This is a genomic window from Cellvibrio sp. OA-2007, from assembly GCF_000953825.1.
Lineage (GTDB): Bacteria > Pseudomonadota > Gammaproteobacteria > Pseudomonadales > Cellvibrionaceae > Cellvibrio.
In genome coordinates this window covers 41892-62579 of record NZ_BBUL01000078.1, presented here as the reverse complement: position 1 = coordinate 62579, position 20688 = coordinate 41892, and the positions used below count along the sequence as shown (strand labels likewise).

The 20688-nt window shown below is 48.7% G+C and carries 21 protein-coding genes; 20 read left to right on the top strand and 1 reads right to left on the bottom strand.

Annotation, left to right across the window (positions count from 1 at the left end):
- Positions 1 to 20: 20 nt before the first annotated feature.
- Positions 21 to 905, bottom strand: a complete 885-nt coding sequence (locus AWU77_RS04960; RefSeq protein ID WP_062059921.1) for a glycosyltransferase family 2 protein — start codon at positions 903 to 905, stop codon at positions 21 to 23.
- Between the two features lie 335 nt (positions 906 to 1240).
- Between AWU77_RS04960 and AWU77_RS04955 the strand changes: the two genes are divergently transcribed.
- The 20 genes from AWU77_RS04955 to rfbD all read left to right on the top strand — a co-directional run bounded on the left by AWU77_RS04955 (position 1241) and on the right by rfbD (position 20603).
- Entirely contained in the window at positions 1241 to 2914 is a 1674-nt protein-coding gene (locus tag AWU77_RS04955; protein ID WP_202966625.1) for a GspE/PulE family protein, read from the top strand.
- Positions 2915 to 2925: 11 nt separating this feature from the next.
- Positions 2926 to 4116, top strand: a complete 1191-nt coding sequence (locus tag AWU77_RS04950) for a type II secretion system F family protein (protein ID WP_062059917.1) — start codon at positions 2926 to 2928, stop codon at positions 4114 to 4116.
- Positions 4117 to 4144: 28 nt separating this feature from the next.
- Positions 4145 to 4582 carry a type II secretion system major pseudopilin GspG gene (gene gspG / locus AWU77_RS04945; protein ID WP_062059915.1) on the top strand — a complete coding sequence of 146 codons (438 nt, stop codon included), beginning with the start codon at positions 4145 to 4147 and terminating at the stop codon, positions 4580 to 4582.
- Between the two features lie 16 nt (positions 4583 to 4598).
- Positions 4599 to 4994, top strand: coding sequence for a Tfp pilus assembly protein FimT/FimU (locus AWU77_RS04940; RefSeq protein WP_062059913.1), 396 nt, complete (start codon positions 4599 to 4601; stop codon positions 4992 to 4994).
- Positions 4987 to 5421, top strand: a complete 435-nt coding sequence (locus AWU77_RS04935; RefSeq protein WP_062059911.1) for a type II secretion system protein J — start codon at positions 4987 to 4989, stop codon at positions 5419 to 5421. The genes AWU77_RS04940 and AWU77_RS04935 overlap by 8 nt, the downstream gene beginning before the upstream one ends.
- Positions 5399 to 6016, top strand: coding sequence for a type II secretion system protein (locus AWU77_RS04930; protein WP_084618078.1), 618 nt, complete (start codon positions 5399 to 5401; stop codon positions 6014 to 6016). The genes AWU77_RS04935 and AWU77_RS04930 overlap by 23 nt, the downstream gene beginning before the upstream one ends.
- Positions 6003 to 7076: a general secretion pathway protein GspK gene (locus AWU77_RS04925; protein WP_062059906.1), complete on the top strand. Its 1074-nt coding sequence runs from the start codon at positions 6003 to 6005 to the stop codon at positions 7074 to 7076. Before AWU77_RS04930 ends, AWU77_RS04925 begins: the two co-directional genes overlap by 14 nt.
- Positions 7015 to 8103 carry a hypothetical protein gene (locus tag AWU77_RS04920; protein WP_152625270.1) on the top strand — a complete coding sequence of 363 codons (1089 nt, stop codon included), beginning with the start codon at positions 7015 to 7017 and terminating at the stop codon, positions 8101 to 8103. The genes AWU77_RS04925 and AWU77_RS04920 overlap by 62 nt, the downstream gene beginning before the upstream one ends.
- Positions 8096 to 8716: a hypothetical protein gene (locus AWU77_RS04915; RefSeq protein WP_062059902.1), complete on the top strand. Its 621-nt coding sequence runs from the start codon at positions 8096 to 8098 to the stop codon at positions 8714 to 8716. The genes AWU77_RS04920 and AWU77_RS04915 overlap by 8 nt, the downstream gene beginning before the upstream one ends.
- A complete protein-coding gene (locus AWU77_RS04910) occupies positions 8703 to 9227 on the top strand; it encodes a hypothetical protein (RefSeq protein ID WP_062059899.1) in 525 nt (174 codons plus the stop codon). The genes AWU77_RS04915 and AWU77_RS04910 overlap by 14 nt, the downstream gene beginning before the upstream one ends.
- A 207-nt stretch (positions 9228 to 9434) precedes the next feature.
- Positions 9435 to 11579, top strand: coding sequence for a secretin N-terminal domain-containing protein (locus tag AWU77_RS04905; RefSeq protein WP_193747499.1), 2145 nt, complete (start codon positions 9435 to 9437; stop codon positions 11577 to 11579).
- Positions 11580 to 11780: 201 nt separating this feature from the next.
- Positions 11781 to 13217, top strand: a complete 1437-nt coding sequence (locus AWU77_RS04900; protein ID WP_062059897.1) for a hypothetical protein — start codon at positions 11781 to 11783, stop codon at positions 13215 to 13217.
- A 126-nt stretch (positions 13218 to 13343) separates the two neighbouring features.
- A complete protein-coding gene (locus AWU77_RS04895; protein ID WP_062059896.1) occupies positions 13344 to 14360 on the top strand; it encodes an acyltransferase in 1017 nt (338 codons plus the stop codon).
- A 29-nt stretch (positions 14361 to 14389) separates the two neighbouring features.
- Positions 14390 to 15535 carry an acyltransferase gene (locus AWU77_RS04890; protein WP_062059895.1) on the top strand — a complete coding sequence of 382 codons (1146 nt, stop codon included), beginning with the start codon at positions 14390 to 14392 and terminating at the stop codon, positions 15533 to 15535.
- 2 nt (positions 15536 to 15537) lie between these two features.
- Entirely contained in the window at positions 15538 to 16518 is a 981-nt protein-coding gene (locus AWU77_RS04885) for a glycosyltransferase (RefSeq protein WP_062059894.1), read from the top strand.
- Positions 16519 to 16534: 16 nt separating this feature from the next.
- Entirely contained in the window at positions 16535 to 17389 is an 855-nt protein-coding gene (locus AWU77_RS04880) for a hypothetical protein (RefSeq protein WP_152625269.1), read from the top strand.
- The gene (locus AWU77_RS04875; protein WP_062059892.1) at positions 17386 to 18156 is read left to right on the top strand and encodes a sulfotransferase; all 771 of its coding nucleotides are present in this window, start codon (positions 17386 to 17388) and stop codon (positions 18154 to 18156) included. The genes AWU77_RS04880 and AWU77_RS04875 overlap by 4 nt, the downstream gene beginning before the upstream one ends.
- Positions 18157 to 18238: 82 nt before the next feature.
- The gene (gene rfbA / locus AWU77_RS04870; protein ID WP_062059889.1) at positions 18239 to 19150 is read left to right on the top strand and encodes a glucose-1-phosphate thymidylyltransferase RfbA; all 912 of its coding nucleotides are present in this window, start codon (positions 18239 to 18241) and stop codon (positions 19148 to 19150) included.
- A complete protein-coding gene (gene rfbC, locus AWU77_RS04865; protein WP_062059887.1) occupies positions 19150 to 19698 on the top strand; it encodes a dTDP-4-dehydrorhamnose 3,5-epimerase in 549 nt (182 codons plus the stop codon). The genes rfbA and rfbC overlap by 1 nt, the downstream gene beginning before the upstream one ends.
- 11 nt (positions 19699 to 19709) lie before the next feature.
- Complete coding sequence (gene rfbD, locus AWU77_RS04860; RefSeq protein ID WP_062059885.1) at positions 19710 to 20603, top strand: dTDP-4-dehydrorhamnose reductase; 894 nt, start codon at positions 19710 to 19712, stop codon at positions 20601 to 20603.
- Positions 20604 to 20688: the final 85 nt, after the last annotated feature.

Below are 20688 nucleotides of genomic sequence, written 5' to 3'. Positions count from 1 at the left end.
TTGCCATATCTATCCGCCTGTTAGCTGCGCCAGATGAGTTTTTTGACAGTGCTGATCGCGGCGATAAGTGCAAATCTGCCCCAAATCGCCGCAATCACCAACCACAGCAGTGGCAGCGAATAAGATTCGCGAAAAAATTTGCGATAAAAGCGCGTCATGCCTTTGTGTTTATGCCACTCCACAAACAGCGGGCGGCTTTTGCTGCACACACCCTGCGCATGGGTGATGGGTGCAGAGGGCACAAACAGAATTTCCCAACCGGCGCGCACAAACCGTATGCACCAATCCAGATCTTCGCAGTGCAGAAAATACTCATCGTCCCACAGGCCAACTTGAGCCACCGCTTCGGGCTTCACCAGCATACAGGCCCCGGAGATGGCCTCTACACTGACCGGCAGATCCGGCAATGGCTGTTGGTGCAAATTAAAATCCACCAATAATGTTGGCCAGCGCTTGGCAAAACGCCGCAAGCCGAGAGCGCTTACCAATGTTCGGCTCGGCGTGGGCGTTAAGCGGCGCCCGCCGGCCTGTTCACTGCCATCGGGATTCAATAATAATCCGCCTACCATGCCTGCCTTGGGATTGGCGGTGAGTACACGGTATAGCTCCGCGACACTGCCAGCGGCACACAGGCAATCGGGATTGAGAAAAAACCAGTAGGGATGCTGCGCCGCACGCGCACCTATATTGCAGGCAGCAGCGAAGCCCAGATTAGTGTCATTGCGGATAATGCGCAGGCGCCCATCGCCCGCAAACTGTGTTTCCACCAGCGCGATGCTGTTATCGCGCGAGGCGTTATCCACCAGAATTACTTCGCCCACTTGGTCGATAACCGATTGAATGCAGCTCACCAGACCTGCGCCGGCGTTGTAATTGACAATAATGGTGGAGATAGCTGGAGTCACAACTGAACCTGATGTGCAATTTAACGGTGAGCGAGCATAGCCGATCAGCGCCGCCGGTGCATTAGTTGCGCGGCGTGGCGCATGGGCAAGTGGCGCGTTTTGCAGTAGTATGCCAAGCCATTTGTGAGGCCTTAATAAACTGGCGCATCATAACTTTCATGTGCGGGCTACAAAGAAAGCACCCCGTCACTCCCGCTCGCGGGAGTCCAGCTTTTGCTTTTTTATTAAGACCTATGGATCCCCGCTGTGCGAGGATGACGACTCCCCCCTGATGTTGGATTTTGGGTGAAAATGACGACTCCCTTCTCCAAAAATGACGAGAGTGAATTGAACGCGTGAATAAACTGATCGGTGAATTGTTAATCGAGCGCGGGCTGGTGCAGCCGGACGACATCAAAAAGGCGCTGCAATTACAGCAGTCTGTTGGTGGTCGTATAGGCGCAGGTCTGGTGCGCATGGGTTCGATTTCCGAAGAGTCGCTGCTCGATGTGCTGTCGCAGCAGCTGGAAATACCGGTGGTGCAGGCGGGCAAAGAAATGCCCGATGCGAGCGCGCTATTTCACTTTATTAAATCGTCCAAAATCGATATCAACTGGTGCATCGATAACCGTGTACTCATCTGGAGCCCGGTCGAGCAAGAGTTGCATTACACGGGGCGCGATCCACTCTCGCCGTTTGTGCGCGATGTCATTAGTTACCACTATCCAGAGCATGAGATTAAGCCCTGCCTCGTATCAAGCCATAGCCTCGATATTCTGATCGACTATCTGCGCAAAGAGCTCACCGCTGAACGGTTTTTTGCCGAGGGCAGCGAGACCAAAGGCCTGCGCGAAATGGCGGAAGAGGCGCCGGTGGTTGAACTGGTCAACAATATTTTTTCCAAAGCCGTGGCCTTTAACGCTTCGGATATCCACCTCGATCCGCAGGTGGAAGTCTTCCGCGTGCGCTTGCGTGTGGACGGTGTGCTGCAAACCCATCTGGAGCAGCCGATTGACCGCTATCCCGCCGTCGCTTCGCGGGTAAAACTGATTTCTGAGATAGACATTGCCGAGCGCCGTTTACCACAGGATGGCCGTATCACCACTCGTGTGAATGGTCGCGAGATGGATGTGCGTGTCTCGACCCTACCGGGTGTGCACGGCGAATCTATCGTCATGCGTCTGCTGCCGAAAGATCGCAAAGAGCTGTCCCTGCAAACCCTCGGGCTGGAGCAGGATCATATGGATCTGGTCGGCGCGCTGATGCAAGAATCCAACGGCATAGTGCTGGTCACCGGCCCGACCGGCTCGGGTAAATCCACCACCCTCTATGCCGCGCTGCAAGAAGCGACCGACGGCACACGCAAAATACTCACCGTAGAAGATCCAGTAGAGTACCAATTGCCCGGCATTACTCAGGTGCAAGCGCACGCTGAAATTGGCTACACCTTTGCCAAAGCCCTACGTGCATTTTTGCGGCAGGATCCGGATGTGATCATGGTGGGTGAAATACGAGATTTGGAAACAGCACAAATTGCGATTCAGTCAGCGCTGACTGGTCACTTGGTGCTATCGACCCTGCATACCAACGACTCGCTCTCTGCTTTTACCCGCTTGATTGATATGGGCGTGGAGCCCTTCTTGGTCGCCGCGCCGATTAAAGCGGTGCAGGCTCAGCGGCTGGTGCGTAAAGTCTGTAAACATTGCGCCAAACCGGCCCAGGTACCTGAGTCGATCAGCGCCGAATTTGCCAAACTTGGGCGCGACTTTGCCCCTAACTGGGTGGATGCGGTTGGCTGTGCCGCCTGCAATCACACAGGTTACTCAGGTCGTATGGGGGTGTACGAAATTGTGCCCATCTCCACCGAACTGCACGACATGATTATCGCCAATACCCCGGTGACTGAAATGCGCAAACTGGCGCGGCGGCAGGGACACAGATCGATGTATCAGGACGGCCTGATCAAAGCCGCAAAAGGCCTGACCACAGTGGAAGAAGTGATGCGCGCCACCAATATTGATGCGGAATAAGGGAGCGACCAGTGCAATTTAGCTACAAGGCGCTCGACCAAAACCAAGCCGTGATCGTCGGAGTGATAGATGCCAGCGACGAGCGCGAAGCCGCGCGCCTGATCCGTGAGAAAAATCTGCAGCCACTCACGGTCACGCCGCGCGAAGAAGAGCAGGGCGGTTTGCGCAAAAAACTCAGCCGCGAAGACATCACCATCTCGCTGTTTGAATTGACCACCATGTTGGAGTCGGGCGTATCTATCGCCGAAGCGCTGCAATCCCTCCATGAAGCTGACTCCCATCCCAAATTGCGCCGGTTTTACCAATCCGCCTCTGAGCAATTGCAGCGTGGCGCCAGCTTTGGCAATGCATTGCGCGCTGCGGATCTGCAATTGCCTTCCTATTTCATCCAGTTGGTGGAAGCGGGCGAGGCATCCGGCCAGTTGGGTGCGACTATGCGCCGCGGCGTAGAGCAGATGGAGTACGATCTCTCGGTTGTCAACGAGCTGCGCAATGCGCTGATTTACCCGGCGATTCTGGTGCTGTCCGGCCTGAGTGCAGTGGCACTTATTTTTGTTTTTGTAGTCCCAAAGTTCGCCAATTTAATGGATGGCAAACAAGAGTTGCCGATGTTGGCAACGGCGGTGCTTTCAACCGGTTTATGGTTGAATGAAAACTTCTATTGGGTTGCGGCGCTGGTGGTGATTTTAGCGGTGATGGCTGGGATGCAATTTGCCAAACCTGCTGTGCGCCAAGCGCTACTCGATAAGCTCGCCGGCTTCCCGATTTTTGGCCGCTGGTTAGCGGAATCGGATATTGCACGCTGGTCATCGGTCATGGCGGCGATGCTGGCGAGCCATATCGAACTGACCAAAGCATTGGATCTGGCGCGCTCCAGCGTCAAAAATACCCGCCGCAGCAAAGCACTGTTATCGGCGCTCAACGCGGTACAGTCGGGCGGCACATTGTCCAAGGCGCTGCAAGACAACCAAATCTTGAATGCCACCGCTTACAACCTGATCCGCGCGGGCGAAAAAACCGGGCGCTTGGCGGAAATGCTGCAAGCGGTGGCGAAAATCTACGAAAACTCAGGCAAAAACCGCATGAAGCGCCTGTTGTTAATGATCGAACCCCTTGCTATTGTCTTTATTGGTATTGCGGTGGGGGTGATTATTTTGGGCTTGATCCAAGCTATCACCAGCGTTAATGACGTGGCGATTTAACATGAACATTTATTTCCAGAGGAAATCTATGCAAAACACTAAGACTCATCAGCGCGGCTTCACCATGATCGAACTTTTGGTGGTACTGGTCATTCTCGGCCTGCTGGCCGGTCTGGTTGGCCCCAAAATGTTTGGCAAGGTGGATGGCGCCAAAGTCAAAACCGTGGAAACCCAGATCAAGCTCCTCAAATCGGCACTGCAAACCTATCGTTTGGATATGGGCGAGTACCCGAGCACTCAAGAGGGTTTGGGGGCGATCATCCGCTCACCCGACAGCGCCCGCGCCCAGCAAAACTGGAAAGGCCCCTATCTGGATGAAGAAATCCCGCTTGATCCCTGGGGTACCGCCTACCAATATCGCCGCGAAAAAAATGGCCTGCAAGATTTCACCCTCTATTCATTGGGTGCCGATGCCAAACCCGGCGGTGAGGGCTTGGATGCCGATATAGGCTTGGCAACCAAGTAGCCCGCACGAGGATTCTATGAACCCGCGCGCCGGTTTTACCCTGATTGAATTATTGGTGGTACTAATGATTCTCGGGCTCACCAGCGCGCTGGTGCTACCGCGCTTGCCTGCGATTTATGAGCGGTTTCAGGATAAATCCGAGCAGGAGCGCTTAATACAGCTTCTTTCTTCACTTCCTCTTAAGGCCTATACACGCCAACAAAATATTACTCTTCGACCAGAGGATGCACTCCAGTCGCTAGTCAATGAGGGCTTGGAATTGAATGGCCAGCTCAAGCTGCGCCTCGATCAGCCAATCTATTACCGATTGAATGGCGTTTGTTTGGGAGGGCAGATAGATGTAGAGCTAAATGGCATCAAGCGCCGCTTGCAGCTCGATCCTCCTTACTGTGAGCCGCGTGAAAATGATTAATTCGAAACTTGGTTTTACGCTGGTAGAAGCGATGGTCGCCTTAGTAATTTTCTCCATGGCGGCTATGGGTATCTACAGTTGGATCAATACTAATTTGATTTCGCTTAATCGCGTTGTAGTGGTCGCTGAATCGGAGTTTGTGGTTAATTCAGTCATCGAGCGGCTTAAGTTAGTAGATTTGCGTAATGAGAGTGACGGTTTGTTTGATGTTGCGGGCTATCAGGTGCGGTGGCGGGCAGAGTTGGTGGAACCATGGTCACAGGGCTTGTCTCCGCGTGGGACGGTGGGAATTTATGACTTGGGGTTGTATCGGGTTGTCGTTGATTTAAATAAAGGCGGTCAAGTTGTAGCGACTTACAGTTATCGTCAAACAGCTTGGTATCAAGCGCGGGAGCCGAAAAAGAATGAAGATGACTTTGTTCCCTAAAGTAGGTTTGCGCAGTCAAAGTGCATTCACTTTGATTGAGATGCTGGTAGTTCTGATTATAGTTGCCATGGTGGTCACTGTAGTAATGCAGGGTTTTGGGTATTCACTTGGGCTGTACCAGCGCGTAGTAAAAAATCAGGCTAGTGCGTATCAACAAGCATTTGCTTATCGTTGGTTTGCTTCAACACTCCAATCGCAGGTTGCTATGCGCCCTAAAGACCTTGGTCTGGAAGGTAATCAAGATCAGCTGTCTACATATACTTACAATGCATTGCTGGAAAATTCAGGAGTGAAGACTCGTATTGCGTGGGAATTGAATATTAAGGGCGGCAATTTAGTGCTTGGGTACCGCGAAGGTGCGCAGCACTTCATAGTGAATACATGGGCTGGTGCAAAAGGACAATTTCAGTATTTGGATCTTGAAAAAAAATGGCGTGATCGGTGGTTGTCATCAAAAGGTGAGCCCATGGCCTTACCCAGCGCTATCAGATTGCAGGTTCGTCAGGGAGATAAATTGCTAAATTTTGTAGTTGCAACAGAGACAAGGCTGAGAGCCATAATTACCGCTGATGAAAAAATGTATGGTCGGGAATAATAGAAAACCAGCAGTGATTGTTTCGACACAGAAGGGGTTTATTCTGGTCGCTGTGCTCTGGTCAGTGGCAATTATTCTGATCATCGCTGGAATATTCCATCATTATGTACAAGAGAAAATAAAGATTGGCATACAAGCAAAGTCGCATTTACAACAGCAATTAGATCTCCACTCTACAAAACAAACATTATTTTATGTGTTGGCCACGTCTCGCTTAACCCGCGCGGGCATGACGCTGGCCAAGCAGAGTATTTTTGAATACATAAATGTAGAAGAAGGAACGCTGAATACTGATCCAGTTGGTGATGAAATGTTATTGGACGGTACCAGCTACTTGGGCTTGGGAAAAAGTGCGTTTTATATTCAGGACCTAATGGGGCTGGTTGCGTTAAATGCTCCTGATAATTATGACTTGCAGCGGCTCATGGGCAATCAAGAACCAAATGCACAAATTAACCGGCAACTTTTAACAGCATTGCAGGATTATATTGACGCAAACGATACGCTGAGTTTGGCGGGGGCAGAAAAGTATGAGTATGCGCGCGCCGGTCTTGCATTACCGACCAATGATTATTTGCGTTCAGAAATTGAATTGCAGCGCGTGTATGGATGGGCGTCTTGGTTGAATTTGAATCCACAATTTAAGTTGCAAGAGTGGTTGAGCGTACGGCGTTACTCAATGATAAACCCCAATAGCATGCCTAAATCTCTTATGCAGGCTTATTTTGGTGTTACCGAAGAAATGGCCGAGCAGTTGGTTAGCGAGCGGCACAAAAATCCGTTCATGAATTTAGATGACTTTTTTTTGCGTTCTGGTATTTCTGATGGATTGACCGACGAAAATACACGCTTTTTCTTTGGTACTGAATTTCAAGTTTGCCTATGGAATTTAGATGAGGGACAAGCGGAAGTGATTAGCCTACAATTAACGCCCGCTGGCCCCTATGGTCCATGGCAAATTAACTATCAATACCAAGCCCCGATAAATAGGCGTGATCATGAACCTTCGGTCCTTCAGCAAACAACCCTCTTTGGCCACACCCTGGGTGATGACCGCTGACGGCGCCAGTCTGCTCAGCGACCTTCCGGTAGCAAGTGCCAGCACGCAGCTGGAATCCGCGCGGTTGATTATCCCGCGTCAATATCTCTTCTATTTATACATAGACCTCACCGCAGTGCCCAATGCTCTGCGCAATAACCTGATTCAGCAGCGTTTGCAGCAAGCAAGTCCCTTCAGTCATCCGGCGAGTTGGGTGGTGCAGGAGGCGGGTCGCGCACAAATCTGGTTTTGGGATGAGAGCGCGATCCGCAGCCGACGCGAACGAGATCCTGCGTTACCCACATCTGTCTTGCCCGAAACACTGTTGCAGGCCCCGTTTGAGCAGGGGTTTCGCATCCAAACCTGCTTGTTTGGCTGGGAATTGCAATATTGGGATGCAGGTAATTTGCGCCACACCCGTTGGTTGCCACAATGGCCTGATGCGCGCGCGCAAGCCGATTTTGTCCGCACCTGTGGCTATAGTCTGGATCGGGTGGAATGGGCTGAGGCAGATGCCACTTTGTTAGCGCGCCCCTGGAATGAAAAACCCTTCTGGAGCAAAGAGACGCTCACCAGCGAATCGGTGGCGACCAAACTTATCGCCGGAATATTGCTGGTTTGGGTTACCTTGGAGTTGGGCATGGGGGCGGGGACTTTAGTCAAAGAGTCTTGGTTAGCCTCATCTGTCGCCGCACAAAACGAGGCTATGTTTGATTTGGTTAACCAGCGCGATGGCGCATTGCGGCAACAAGAATTTAATCGGGCGGTGACGGATTTGATCGCAGCACCCTCGCCCTTATTTTTATCGGCGCAAGTACACCAGTGTCTCGCCGATTTTGATTTTGTCATTCTCGATTGGCAATACCAGCGCGGCCAGCTTGCCCTAGTCTTGCAAAAAGAAGGGCTGGACACCCGCGCGCTGATCGAAGCCTGCACCGCCAATACCGCATTTGTCGATGTACGGGTTGAACCGGGCATTACGCCGGATCAAACCCGGGTGTTGTTTAATTTGCCCACTGCCGTAAGCGAGGGCGATAGCGATGTTTGAGAATCTGCACAAAGCTCTTCTGCCTCACTGGCTGCAATTCCAGCAACAAGCCAATGCCAACCCAAGGCTTCGTTGGATGCTCTGGGGTGTGCTCTATATCTTCCTCATTTACTTTGCGCTTAGTCTGGGCGAATGGCGCGCAGAACAGCAGCAGGGCATCAACCAATTGCAACGCACTGCGGTCAAACTGCAGCAGCTTAAATCTGAAACTGAGTGGCCAGAGCGTGAGGCGGCAGAAACCGAAGTGGCCCAGCAGCTCAGCCAGCGGCTGTGGAAAGCCAAAACCCCCGGCTTGGCCGAAGCAGATTTACAAAATTATCTGCGCCAATTAATGGCCAATTACAATGTTGATGGCTTGCGCTTGCGCCTCGCTCCTACAGAAACACTCGTGCTGGGTGGTGAAACCCTATTAAAAGTCAGTGCCGATGTGTCGGCGATGATTGATGTGGCGCAGATTGACCCGCTGATGCGCGCTATGGCGGAAGATAGGCGCGCGCTTCTGGTTGAGCGTTTTGCCTACAGCCCGCAACGCGCTGGCCAACTCAGCTTGCTGGTAACAGCTTATTTCTCCACCGCCGATGACACCGCGGAGGCAACCAATGCTGCGCCTTAACTTTGCACACTTACCGCAACACGAACAAAAACTCTATCAACTGATTGCAAGTGCACTAGCGGTGGGTTTTGTGGTGGGTCTGCTCTGGGTATTGTTGGGCTTCTCAGATCAACGCAGCGCCACAGAGAACGAATGGCAAGCCTCGGTTCTTCCCCAGACCGACGACGCAGCGGCGCAATTTATAGTTGTGTCGCAGAAACCGCGCTGGTTTACTGAAGCAGGTGCCGCCATTGCTGCCGCACCAGCGGAAGATCCACTCAAAGCCTTGGAAGGTAAACCTGAAAGTCTGCGCCTGACAGGTCTGGTCGCGAAAGGTGATAAAACCTACGCACTATTTCTTCCTCTTATTGCCCCTGCCGGCAGCACCACTAAGCCTGCCATTCGCCAATTAACTGAGGGCGATACATTGGTCGGCGATTGGGTTGTCAAACACATCAGCCACAATCAGGTTGAAATCCAACAGGGCAATGAAACCCAAACCCTCAAGATGTATCAACCCAAAGCCAAATAACAGTCAGTCGCCATCCCCACCTGCGGCAATCTGCGTTTAGTAAGTAGTCGTCATCCCCGCTTGCGGGGATCCATAGGTTTTCACACAAGCCTTGCGCGCCGTCACTTAGTTAATCAAACTACCCGCCCATTAAAGTCCAACATCATCGCAAGTCGGGAAGTCATCATAATGTTCAGCTTTAGTACCTGTTCGCTCCCAATAGTTAGCTTGAAAACTGTCATCTCGCTCAGTGTGCTCATGGCGCTTAGCGGCTGCAGTACTTTCTGGCACACACCTACTGCTGCAGAAAAGGGGCGGGAACTGGCAGGAATCGATCCACTGCGTGAGCCTAGAGAATTCAATACTATCGCTAGCCAGCCGCAATCTCAGCAAGTGACACCCCAAACCAAAATTAAAGCGGGGCCATCAGTCACTTTTGGTAGAACCACTGCAGACGCACAGGCGCAAGAGTTGTCACTGGGTTTGAAAGGTGCGCCCATCGCTGGCAATTATCACAACATGCCACTGCCTGTCTTTATTAATGAGGTCTTTGGTGAGCAGTTAGGTTTGTCGTTCACGCTCGATCCACAAATAGAGAAGCAAGAGGATCTGGTCACTTTGCGTTTAATAGAGGCTGTTCCGCCTGAAGAGTTGTTTCGTGTGGCGGCACGCACTCTGAATACTTACGGCGTAGCGATTTCACAGCAAGGTGATGTGTTGAGCTTTGTAATCGATAAAAACATTACTCTAGGTGAGACGCCTTTGTTGGTAAGTGGTCGTACCTTGCCGGAAGTGCCTCAATCGCATCGCCCAATTTTTATGTTTGTACCTTTGAAGGTGGTTACCAATTCCAAAGTGGCTAGTTGGGTGCGTGATGCATTAACAGGGAAAGATATACAAGTTAATGAAGACTCGAGTCGTAATGCAGTCCTGCTTAAAGGTAAGCCAGACTTGGTGAATCAAGCGCTTGCAATAATAGAAGTGCTTGATCAGCCAATGATGCGCGGCAAATTTTCAGCCAGTATTGAGCCTGCTTACGTCAAGGTTGATGCGCTCAGCAGAAACCTCCAGCAGGTGCTTAATGCTGAGGGTTATGATGCGCAAATGAATTCACAGTTGGGCTCAATTATATTGATTCCATTAGCCGGCACTAATCAACTGGTTGTTTTCGCCTCAACACAGCAAATAATTAACCATGTTCGTGACTGGGTGGAGGTGCTGGATCGCCGCCAACAAATGAGTATTGATCAAGGAATCTTCACTTACGAAGTGCGTAATACGGATGCAGCGCATATTGTTGAACTGCTTAACAGCTTTGAAAATGGCGGAAGCACCAGTAATACCCGTTCTGGTGGAGTGGATTCCGGTAGTGCGATTTCCGATGTAACCAGTAACTCTGGGTCACAAAACTCCGGGCAGCAAGGCTCTGGTGCTCAAGGTGCGAGCGCGCGGGTCAATGGTGGTAACTTTGTGGTGGATACTAACCGCAATACTATTATCTTCAAAGGGAGTGGTCAGGCATGGCTCGATATGCTCCCGGTAATTCAAACTCTGGACAAAGCCGCTCCATCGGTTCTCATTGAGGTCTTATTGGCAGAAGTTACCCTGAATGACAAAGAGCAGACGGGTTTTGAGTTTGTCGCCAACGGATCGCAAAAAGTCGGTGGCAAAGTATACGGTTCAGTGTTGGGCACCTTGGGTGGTATGGGGATTGGCTCCTCAGGTTTAAGTGCAACCTTGGATAGTGCGGGAGAAACCCGTGCGATGCTCAATCTATTTTATGAAAACAAGCGCGCCGAAATTCGCTCGCGTCCGCGCCTAATGGTGAAGAGCGGCCAACAGGCCACTATAGATGTAGGTACAGAAATTCCAACCTTGAGTTCGTCCAGTGGTGTCACTACCGGTGGCTTAGTCGTTCCTCCGAGCATTACCAACCGAAAAACAGGCGTACGTTTAACTGTCTCGCCAGTGGTTCATGCATCTGGCCATGTTGATATTGAGATAGATCAAGAGCTCAGCGAAGCGCAGCCGAACGAGAGTAGCGGTATCGACTCCCCTAGTATCTTCAACCGCAAAATCCAGACAACCGTCACGCTTCAAGATGGTGGCTCGATTTTAATCGGTGGTTTGATCTCCAGTTCTAAGTCATTGGGCGATGTAGGGGTTCCATGGCTAGGAAAAATGCCTATACTTGGGCGGCTTTTTCGTGCTGACAGCAATTCATCAGCCCGAACCGAGCTTATGGTAATGATTATTCCTTATGTCATAAATAGCCCTGAAGAGGGGCAGGCAGTGACAAAAAGCATCCAACAGGCATTTCAGCAGCCAGAAGAATTGGATGCGCTCGGTTCAGATACCGTTCAGAATGATTAAGCTCTAATCAAAATCGGCGTGATTTAAATCCAAAACCGCGCAAAAGGGTTGGCTTTTAATAACTTAGGCTTGATCTATAGGTTTGATGCAGTATATTCTTGGGCGGTCTTTAAATCGTGGGATTGCTCTTGCAGACCCAAGGAACCAAGACCAATCAAAATCAACGTTGATTATAAATTCATGAAATAGGAGTTAAACCATATGGTTTCCAAGAAAATTTTAGGCGTAGCTATTGCTGCTGTCTTCTCTTCACAAGCATTCGCTGCGATCGATATGACTGCTGGTACTGGCGGCGCTGGTACCGGTGCAATCACTGTTGCCAAAGAATCTGTTGTCACCGGTCAAGTGACCAGCGGCTTGGTTCAATTTGTTAACGCTACTGCGTTGGATACTACCTTTGCCCTTGGTTTTGGTACTTCTGCAGGTTCACACGCATTCATTCGTATCGACTTGACTGGCGGTGCTAAGTTCAAGACTGGCGTTTCTGCTGCTTCATTGTCTCTGACTGGTAAAACAGTAACTACCGATTACGTAGTGCAAGTTGGTCAAGGCGGTGCTGCTGGTGACACTTATGTAATTTTTGACGTTACCGCTGTGACTGCAATGACTCAAGCTCAAGCAGTTGTATTGGATTTGGCTGACATGCAGTTGAGCCCAACTTCTGCTGCAACTATGACTGTTGCTCACTACAGCACTTCACCTTCTGCTGTTGCTGCTTCTGCTACCAACACCACCGGTGCTTTGGCTACCGATAGCTACGCTTTTGCCAGCGTTGCTCCAGCGTTGACTACCGCTATCACTGCTTCTAGCGCCACTGCAGACGTAAACGCGGCAACTCCATTTACCAAGTTCACTGGTCCTAGCACTACTGCAACTCTCGGTAACGTGAAGTTTACTTTGACTGCTGGTGCTGTAGATGCAACTGGTACCGCTGTGACCACCTTGGCTCAAGTAATGGACACAAGCGCTGGTAAGTCTAAGTTGGCAGTTACTGGTGATTTGAGCTTTATCGGTGATACCGATGCAGCTACTACTGCTACCAAGTTGACCTTTGGTGGTGTAAACGCTGACGTAAATGCTACTTCAACTAGCAAAGTGTCTACTGGTACTCTGAGCACTCTGACCGGTATTACTCTTGCTGGTGCAGGCAATGACATTATTGTTACTGCTAACACCACTGACGTAATCAGTGCTGGTTCTTACTCTTTGACCTTCACTCCAGTGGGAATCACTAACAATGCATACGGTGTTGCTTCTGCTACTGCTGCATTGGGTGATATCAAGCGTAACGGTGCTACTGCACAAGTTCCATACTTGACCACTAACGCTGGTCTGAACCAAAAATTGATTTTGGTTAACCGTGGTTCTAACGACACTACCTACAGCATCACCTTTACTCCAGAAGCTGGTGTAACTGCAACTGCTGGTACTAAAGCAACTGGTACTTTGGCAAAAGGCAAAACCTTGGTTCTGAAAGGTTCTGACGTTGTAACCTTGACTGGTGGTACTCGTACTGCTGCTACCATCGTTGCCTTGGCTCCAGCTAGCGTAATTGATGCAGCTACTCAAACCGTTGTAACTGATACTACTTCAGTTTCTTACGGTTCAAACGACACTGTAAATCTTGACGTTAAGTAATTAACAATAGATTTAACGTTGTTAAAAATAAGGGCGCCTTCGGGCGCCCTTATTTTTTGCGACTAATTATGCGCCTCTCAAAAATAGCGTTTGCTATCAAATGGTATAAAAATAAAGCGGTAGATTATGCTTGGAGCTTACAGAACCCTATTGGCTTTGCTCGTTGTTACACAACACCTTGCCGGTGCTCACGTGCTGGGTGCATATGCGGTGTTTGGTTTTTATTGCATTAGTGGCTACCTAATGACCACTGTTATGAGTCAAAGCTATGGTTATTCGGTAAAAGGGGTTGGGCGTTATCTTCTGAACCGCTTTTTACGGATTTATCCTCTATATTGGTTGTCGGCTTTTGTCTCAATTATTCTAATTTTAACTTTTAGTGCATCTGCAACGCGTGCGTTCCACCCCGATATATATTTACCTCAAGATACCTTGGATACACTAAGAAACACATTTATTTTCTTTCCTCAGCTTGAGTCGCCAAGGTTGACTCCCCCTGCTTGGGCTCTTACGGTTGAGCTATTCTTTTACTTGCTTATCGGCGTAGGTCTATCAAGGAATAAGGCGATTACTGCAACATGGTTTGTATCAAGTGTTGCGTACCATTTGTTTGCAGCAATTAACAGTTACGGTTGGGATGAAATTTACTTTACTGTATGGGCTGCATCGCTGCCGTTTTCAACAGGTGCAATGATTTATCATTTTCGTGATTTTTTGGTGCGTGCGGTGGCTATTTTTCCTAAGGCTTTGTATGTACCCATATTGCTGTTTATCGCTCTTCCTACTAATTGGTGGTTTGCATCACTTGGGGGATATGTGCGCGATATTGGCTTCTACATTAATTATCTTATTTGCGCGCTCACCATTTCTTACCTTGTGAGTGGCTCTTTGCCAATAGCTTGGTTTAAGCATATAGACAAAAAAATAGGTGACTTGAGCTACCCCATTTATCTATTTCATTATCAAATAGGTTTTTTGGCGATGAATGGAATTGCTTATCTTGGTTTTACTATTTCAAGGGGGGATGTAACGTTAGTGTTGGTGTCCATTCCCTTAATTATTTTCGTTGCTTGGTTAGTGGTTAGGTGGATTGAACAACCAATAATGAGAGTAAGAGAGAGAATAAAAAAAGGTGAATCATAGTATGGGTTTAGTGTGAGAAAGCAATAAAAATGGACAAAAGCGGCAAATCTAAAATTGATTATCTAATGGTGTTGCGTGCGCTAAGTGCGGTCGCTGTAGTCTTTTGCCATATGCCATTCCAGGCAAATATTTTTTTTCATTTGGCTGAAAATGAGTGGTTAAATGCTTTTTTCAACCCCTTTGGTTATATTCCGGTATTGGTTTTCTTTTCTCTAAGTGGATATTTGGTATCGCTTGGGTTCATCGCGCACAGGCATGATGCTTATGCTCTAAAAGGGGTTGCTGTTTATTATCGCAGTCGCCTTTATCGCATTATTCCGCTTTATTATTTCTCCATTGTCATTTGTGTGTTGGTTTTTTGGGTTGCAGCGGCCGAGCATCCATGGCGAGTATTCCAACTGTTTCTGTTTGTGGAAAATTATAAACCGATGAATGGAATAATATTTAACCATGTCTACTGGACCATGCCTGTAGAGATGTTCTATTTTTCTATTGCTCCGTTCGCATTTGTTACTCTGCAGTGGCTAGCTGTACGCTATGGAGATGTGGCTGCTTTTTTAATCATACTAATATTTTTTTTGGTTGTGGCAAATTATTCCTTTTCTGGATTTGAAAAAAATTCCGAAGGGATTTTGGCATCAAGACGCGAGTGGAATTATCACGCAAGATTTGATTTTCTATATAATCTGCCAGCATTTTTGCTTGGAGGTCTTGGCGCAATCATTGTAAGCAATCCTCGATATCACAGTTTTTTTCTGAGTTATCGTCAATGCATAAAAGTAATTTTGGTGAGCGCATTTGTTGCGATAACTATCTATTGCAGCTCTGTTGGACTAAAGCAAATGTCAGAAGGATTAGTTAACTACTTTAATGCTTATGCGCTAATACCTTCAATCGCATTGATTGTTATGTGTGTAGCAATAATCGATAAGACCCAACGAGAACCTAGCACCGTAAAATATACAGTGCTGAAAGTGGTTGAATACCTAGGGGTATTGTCATATGGAATCTATTTGTTTCATATGCCCGTGTTTGAAGTAATAACCCGAATTATGATTGCGCTTAAAATAAATGTAACGGGTGAGTGGCTAACATTGCTAGTTTTAATAGTTACTATTGTTTTTTCTCAGTTAACTTATCGTTATGTTGAGCAACCTTTTTTGAGGAGGCGTTAACTGTGCAGGGAACAAGCCTCGCAAGCTGTGGTGGGCGCCTACTTTTCTACCGCGACTTTCAGGAATACACCGGCGGTCACCAGAAGGTCGCGGACTATTTTGCACATTTGCAATCGTCTTCCAACTTCAAGCCTGTAATTGCCTTTTCATCGAATAGCCTCTGGAATCAAAGCAATCCATGGTTTCCCGAATACCAGCATCAGTTAGTTGATTATCGTCCAGCCAATTACGAATATGTGTTTCTAGCGGGAATGGATTGGGAGATGTACCTCGCATCAGCGCGTCCTGAAAATCAGCCCGTAATTAATTTGATCCAACATGTTCGCCATGCAGATCCTGCGCAGCCAATGCACAGGTTTTTATCGCAGCGCGCCATTCGTATTTGTGTATCACCTGAGGTTGAAAAGGCGATAACAGGCACTGGAAAAGTAAATGGGCCAGTCTTTACTATCGCCAATGGCATTGATATCCCCGCAATTGAACCCCGGCAAAAACGGCACGATGTTTTTATTTTCGGGCCAAAAAATCCCCACATGGCGGAAGAGTTAAAAACAAGGCTTGCGCAGCAGGACATAGGTTCTTTTTGTGTGACCGAGTGGTTGCCGCGAGAACAATTACTGGTGTTGCTTGCGTCGAGCCGTATCGCAGTCATGTTGCCAAATCCTACTGAGGGATTTTATTTGCCGGCATTGGAGGCAATGCGTTATGCCGATATCACCATAGTGCCGGATTGCGTTGGCAATCGCAGTTTTTGCCACAACCAGCAAAATTGCCTGATACCCGAGTACAATAGTGCTGCGTTGGCTGGCGCTGTTAATGAAGCATTAGTATTGCACCAGCAGCATGACCGGCTGAACATTTTTAAACAGCATTGCGCTGCAACCTTGGCTTATCATTCACTGCAGCGTGAACGCACCGAATTTTTAGCGCTAATGAATCAAGTGGATGAGCTGTGGGCCTCCGGCTTTTCCTGTTCTGTTTAGTTACCGAGATTCCAGTTTGAACCCATCTAACACATTATTGTTGACCGGTTTGCCGCGTGCCGGTACCACACTCTGTTGTCATATTCTGAATGCCTATCCCAACGTGCTCGCGCTCCATGAGCCCATGACGCCCAGCGATTTTGATCCTGCCCTGGGGCGTGCTGCTGCCGTTGCGCAAGTGGTTAATTTTGCGCAGCAAAATCGCATGACTGCGCTGGCGGAGGGGGTTGTTGTCAGCCGTCAGAAAGACGGAGAGGTCCCTGAAAATCCTGTCTCACAGGCAGTGGGGGAGGGCGGTTTGCGACCAATGGATGTGAGTCTCGGTCAACTTGATGTGCACAACCGTTTATTAGATGAAAACTTTACTCTGGTGATCAAACACAATGCCTTGTTTACGGCGTTGTTGCCGGAGCTGAATAGTTCGCTACCTGTTTACGGCATAGTGCGCAATCCGCTCGCGGTATTGGCGAGTTGGAATCAGGTGGATTTGCCGGTTAACCAAGGGCATATTCCGGCGGGTGAAATGTTTGACCCACAGCTAAAGGCGCAGCTTGGTCAGATAAGTGATCGACTAGAGCGGCAATTACATATCCTCGAATGGTTTTGCCGCCAATATCTAGAGAATCTTGATGGGCGTATTTTGCGTTACGAGGATTTTGTGGTTAACCCCCATTCCGTCGGCGCAAAATTGCAGCTAGATACCGTCTATCAAGCGGAGCATAAACCGCGCGCGAATCGCAATAGTGGTTATGATCTTGCGCAAATGGAAGTGTTTTACCAGCAGTTGCGTGGCTTTGGCGATGCACTGCGCTACTTTTATCCGCTCGCGCAGTTGGATGAATTAATGGATAGCATCAGGACTTCTGCATGAGATCCCTGAGCTTTATGATTATTGGTGTGCAGAAGGGCGGCACTACTGCGCTTAGCCATTTTCTCGCGCAGCACGATCAGATTTGTATGGCCGATGGCAAAGAAGTGCATTTATTCGATGCGCCGGATTTTGATCCGCAGTGGTCGGTGGATGAGATTAATCAGCGCTACGCCGCACATTTTCAAGCGGCGACCCCTGCGCAGTTGCTCGGTGAAGCAACACCCATCTATCTCTATTGGCCAGAAGTTATACCGGCTTTGCATCAGTACAATCCTGAGTTGAAATTGGTGATTATGTTGCGCGACCCAGCCGAGCGCGCAATTTCACAATACAACATGGAGTTTGGGCGCGGCACTGAAGTTCGACCATTGTGGCAAGCGCTGCTACTGGAAGCTGTGCGTTTGCACCGTGATAAAAGCCGTGCGCCGAACAGTGCGCGCCGCTGCCATTCCTATCGCACACGCGGTAACTATGCAGAACAATTGCAGCATTTGCGCCGCTATTATCCAGATCAACAAATTCTAATTATCGATAACAGCGAGTTAGTTACGCAGCACCATCAGACGCTTGCACGGATTTGCAAATTTCTGGGTGTGGCCGATGCAAATCTTCCTGTGCCAGCCCGCATATTTGCAGGGGATTACAGTAAAAATGGCCATAGAATCTGTCGCAGGCTCCTCAAATACTGGTTTCGTCCGGCCAACAAGCAGCTAAAAAACCTATTAAGCGACATGGGCTATAGCCCCAATTGGCCTTGGCTGCGATAATCCTCCCCCTCAGAGTGAGGTGCTGTGTAGCACTTCTGTGGATATTGCCCTTGCGGGCATAGTCTTTTCAAAGGTTTGATTTATGCCGCAAAACACTCGCGCAACAACAGCATCCCGCCGCAAAGGCATAGTGCTGGCCGGTGGTTCGGGCACACGCTTGTACCCCATTACCAAAGCGATCAGTAAACAAATTGTGCCTATCTACGATAAGCCAATGATCTATTATCCGCTAACTACCTTAATGCTGGCGGGTATTCGCGATATTTTGATTATCTCTACCCCGCGCGACTTGCCCACCTATCGCGAATTATTGGGTGACGGCGCAGATTGGGGCTTGAGTATTTCCTACGCCGAGCAACCATCGCCCGATGGCCTGGCGCAAGCATTTATCATTGGCGAAGCGTTTATCGGCAGTGACAGCTGCGCCTTGGTATTGGGCGACAACATCTATTACTCGCACGATTTTTCCGCACTGCTGCAAAATGCCGATGCGCGCACCAATGGCGCAACTGTGTTTGGCTATCACGTGGACGATGCGCGCGCATATGGCGTAGTGGAATTTGCCGATGATGGCACTGTCCTATCGATTGAAGAAAAACCGCTTAAACCAAAATCCAAATATGCCGTGACCGGTTTATATTTTTACGATAACCGTGTCATAGATATCGCCAAATCGATCACGCCTTCCGCGCGCGGTGAGTTGGAAATTACCGACATCAATAAAAAATATTTAGAAATGGGTGAATTAACTGTTGAGCTGCTAGGGCGTGGTGCCGCTTGGCTAGATACAGGCACGCACGACAATTTACTTGCCGCCAGTCAGTTTATTCAAACCATTGAAAAGCGTCAGGGGTTAAAAGTGGCGTGCCCGGAAGAAATCGCTTTTCGCATGGGGTATATCGATAAAGCGCAATTAATAAGTCTCGCTGAGCCCCTATTAAAAAGTGGTTATGGTGAGTACTTGATGAATATTCTTGAAGATCGAGTGTTTTAATGGACGTAATAGCAACAAAAATTCCAGATGTGCTGTTGTTCAAGCCAAAAGTGTTTGGCGATGAGCGCGGATTTTTTATGGAAACGTTTCGTCAAAGTTGGTTTGAAGAACGCGATATCAAAGTAAATTTTGTGCAGGATAATCACAGCTCCTCTGCTCGTGGAGTACTGCGTGGTTTGCATTACCAAATAAAAAATCCGCAGGGAAAGCTGGTGCGCGTTACTGCTGGCGAAGTGTTTGACGTCGCAGTAGATTTGCGCAAAAGCTCGCCCACATTTGGTCAATCTGTTGGAGTTTACCTATCTGCAGAAAATAAAAATATCTTCTGGGTTCCGCCCGGCTTTGCGCACGGTTTTTTGGTTTTAAGTGAGCTCGCAGAATTTAATTACAAATGCACTGAATATTACGCTCCTGAGCATGACCGCTCGCTTTTGTGGAATGACCCTGCGTTAAAAATTGACTGGCCGCTGGGCGACATAAAGGTTCCGGTATTATCCGCCAAAGATCAGGCTGCACTCTCATTGGCGCAAGCTGAGACTTTTGCATGAATGAGAAACTCATGAGAGTGCTAATTACTGGCGCTAATGGGCAGTTAGGGTACGCGCTGCAAAAAACAGCGGCAGCTTTTTCCGCTAAAACTGATTTTGCGTTACAGCTGATTGCGCTTACTCGTGCAGAGTTTGATCTCGCCCAGCCGGAAACATTAACTGCGCTATTAAATCAGTATAAGCCCGACGCAATTATTAATGCTGCTGCTTATACCGCAGTCGATAAAGCAGAAACCGATCAACTGCAGGCAAATACGATTAATGCACTTGCCGTTGCAGTGATTGCACGTTGGTGTGAAGCGAACCAAGTTCCGCTAATTCAGGTCTCTACGGATTTTGTATTTGACGGTAAAAAATCCTCACCCTATTTGCCAGAAGATCAAACTAATCCACTGGGTATTTATGGGCAGACAAAATGTGCCGGTGAGCAAGCTGCATTAGAAAATTGTTCTACTGGTTATGTGGTGCGCACCGGCTGGGTTTATTGCGAACAGGGCAATAATTTTGTCAAAGCCATGCTGCGCTTGGGTGCAGAGCGGGACGTGTTAGGTGTTGTTGCAGATCAAATTGGTACACCGACTTATGCAGTGAATCTCGCGCAGATGATTTGGCAATTATTGGAGCAGCGACCAAAACAAAAGTTATTTCACTTTTCCGATGCTGGTGTTGCCAGTTGGTATGATTTTGCGGTCGCAATTTTTGCTGAAGCAAAGAGAGTTGGGCTAATTGAAAAAATGCCTCAAGTAAATCCTATTGCTACCAGTGATTATCCAACACCGGCACAGCGCCCAGCGTACAGTGTGTTAGATAAACGACAAACCTGGGGTTTATTGGGTATCGCACCTTGTTACTGGCGGGATGCCTTATCCAATATGTTAGACGCCTACAAAAAACAACGAACGTGATAGAAAGTTATCATTCACTACCTTTCTGTGAGGGAGTCGTCATCCCCGCGTGCGGGGATCCACCGGTTTTGAACACTAAGCTGGA

Excerpts from the sequence above, each read along its gene's own strand:
- gspG (WP_062059915.1), top strand. The coding sequence starts at position 4,145 with ATGCAAAACACTAAGACTCATCAGCGCGGCTTCACCATGATCGAACTT.
- AWU77_RS04940 (WP_062059913.1), top strand. The coding sequence starts at position 4,599 with ATGAACCCGCGCGCCGGTTTTACCCTGATTGAATTATTGGTGGTACTA.
- AWU77_RS04935 (WP_062059911.1), top strand. The coding sequence starts at position 4,987 with ATGATTAATTCGAAACTTGGTTTTACGCTGGTAGAAGCGATGGTCGCC.
- AWU77_RS04930 (WP_084618078.1), top strand. The coding sequence starts at position 5,399 with ATGAAGATGACTTTGTTCCCTAAAGTAGGTTTGCGCAGTCAAAGTGCA.
- AWU77_RS04925 (WP_062059906.1), top strand. The coding sequence starts at position 6,003 with ATGGTCGGGAATAATAGAAAACCAGCAGTGATTGTTTCGACACAGAAG.
- AWU77_RS04920 (WP_152625270.1), top strand. The coding sequence starts at position 7,015 with ATGAACCTTCGGTCCTTCAGCAAACAACCCTCTTTGGCCACACCCTGG.
- AWU77_RS04915 (WP_062059902.1), top strand. The coding sequence starts at position 8,096 with ATGTTTGAGAATCTGCACAAAGCTCTTCTGCCTCACTGGCTGCAATTC.
- AWU77_RS04910 (WP_062059899.1), top strand. The coding sequence starts at position 8,703 with ATGCTGCGCCTTAACTTTGCACACTTACCGCAACACGAACAAAAACTC.
- AWU77_RS04900 (WP_062059897.1), top strand. The coding sequence starts at position 11,781 with ATGGTTTCCAAGAAAATTTTAGGCGTAGCTATTGCTGCTGTCTTCTCT.
- AWU77_RS04895 (WP_062059896.1), top strand. The coding sequence starts at position 13,344 with ATGCTTGGAGCTTACAGAACCCTATTGGCTTTGCTCGTTGTTACACAA.
- AWU77_RS04890 (WP_062059895.1), top strand. The coding sequence starts at position 14,390 with ATGGACAAAAGCGGCAAATCTAAAATTGATTATCTAATGGTGTTGCGT.
- AWU77_RS04875 (WP_062059892.1), top strand. The coding sequence starts at position 17,386 with ATGAGATCCCTGAGCTTTATGATTATTGGTGTGCAGAAGGGCGGCACT.
- rfbA (WP_062059889.1), top strand. The coding sequence starts at position 18,239 with ATGCCGCAAAACACTCGCGCAACAACAGCATCCCGCCGCAAAGGCATA.
- rfbC (WP_062059887.1), top strand. The coding sequence starts at position 19,150 with ATGGACGTAATAGCAACAAAAATTCCAGATGTGCTGTTGTTCAAGCCA.
- rfbD (WP_062059885.1), top strand. The coding sequence starts at position 19,710 with ATGAGAGTGCTAATTACTGGCGCTAATGGGCAGTTAGGGTACGCGCTG.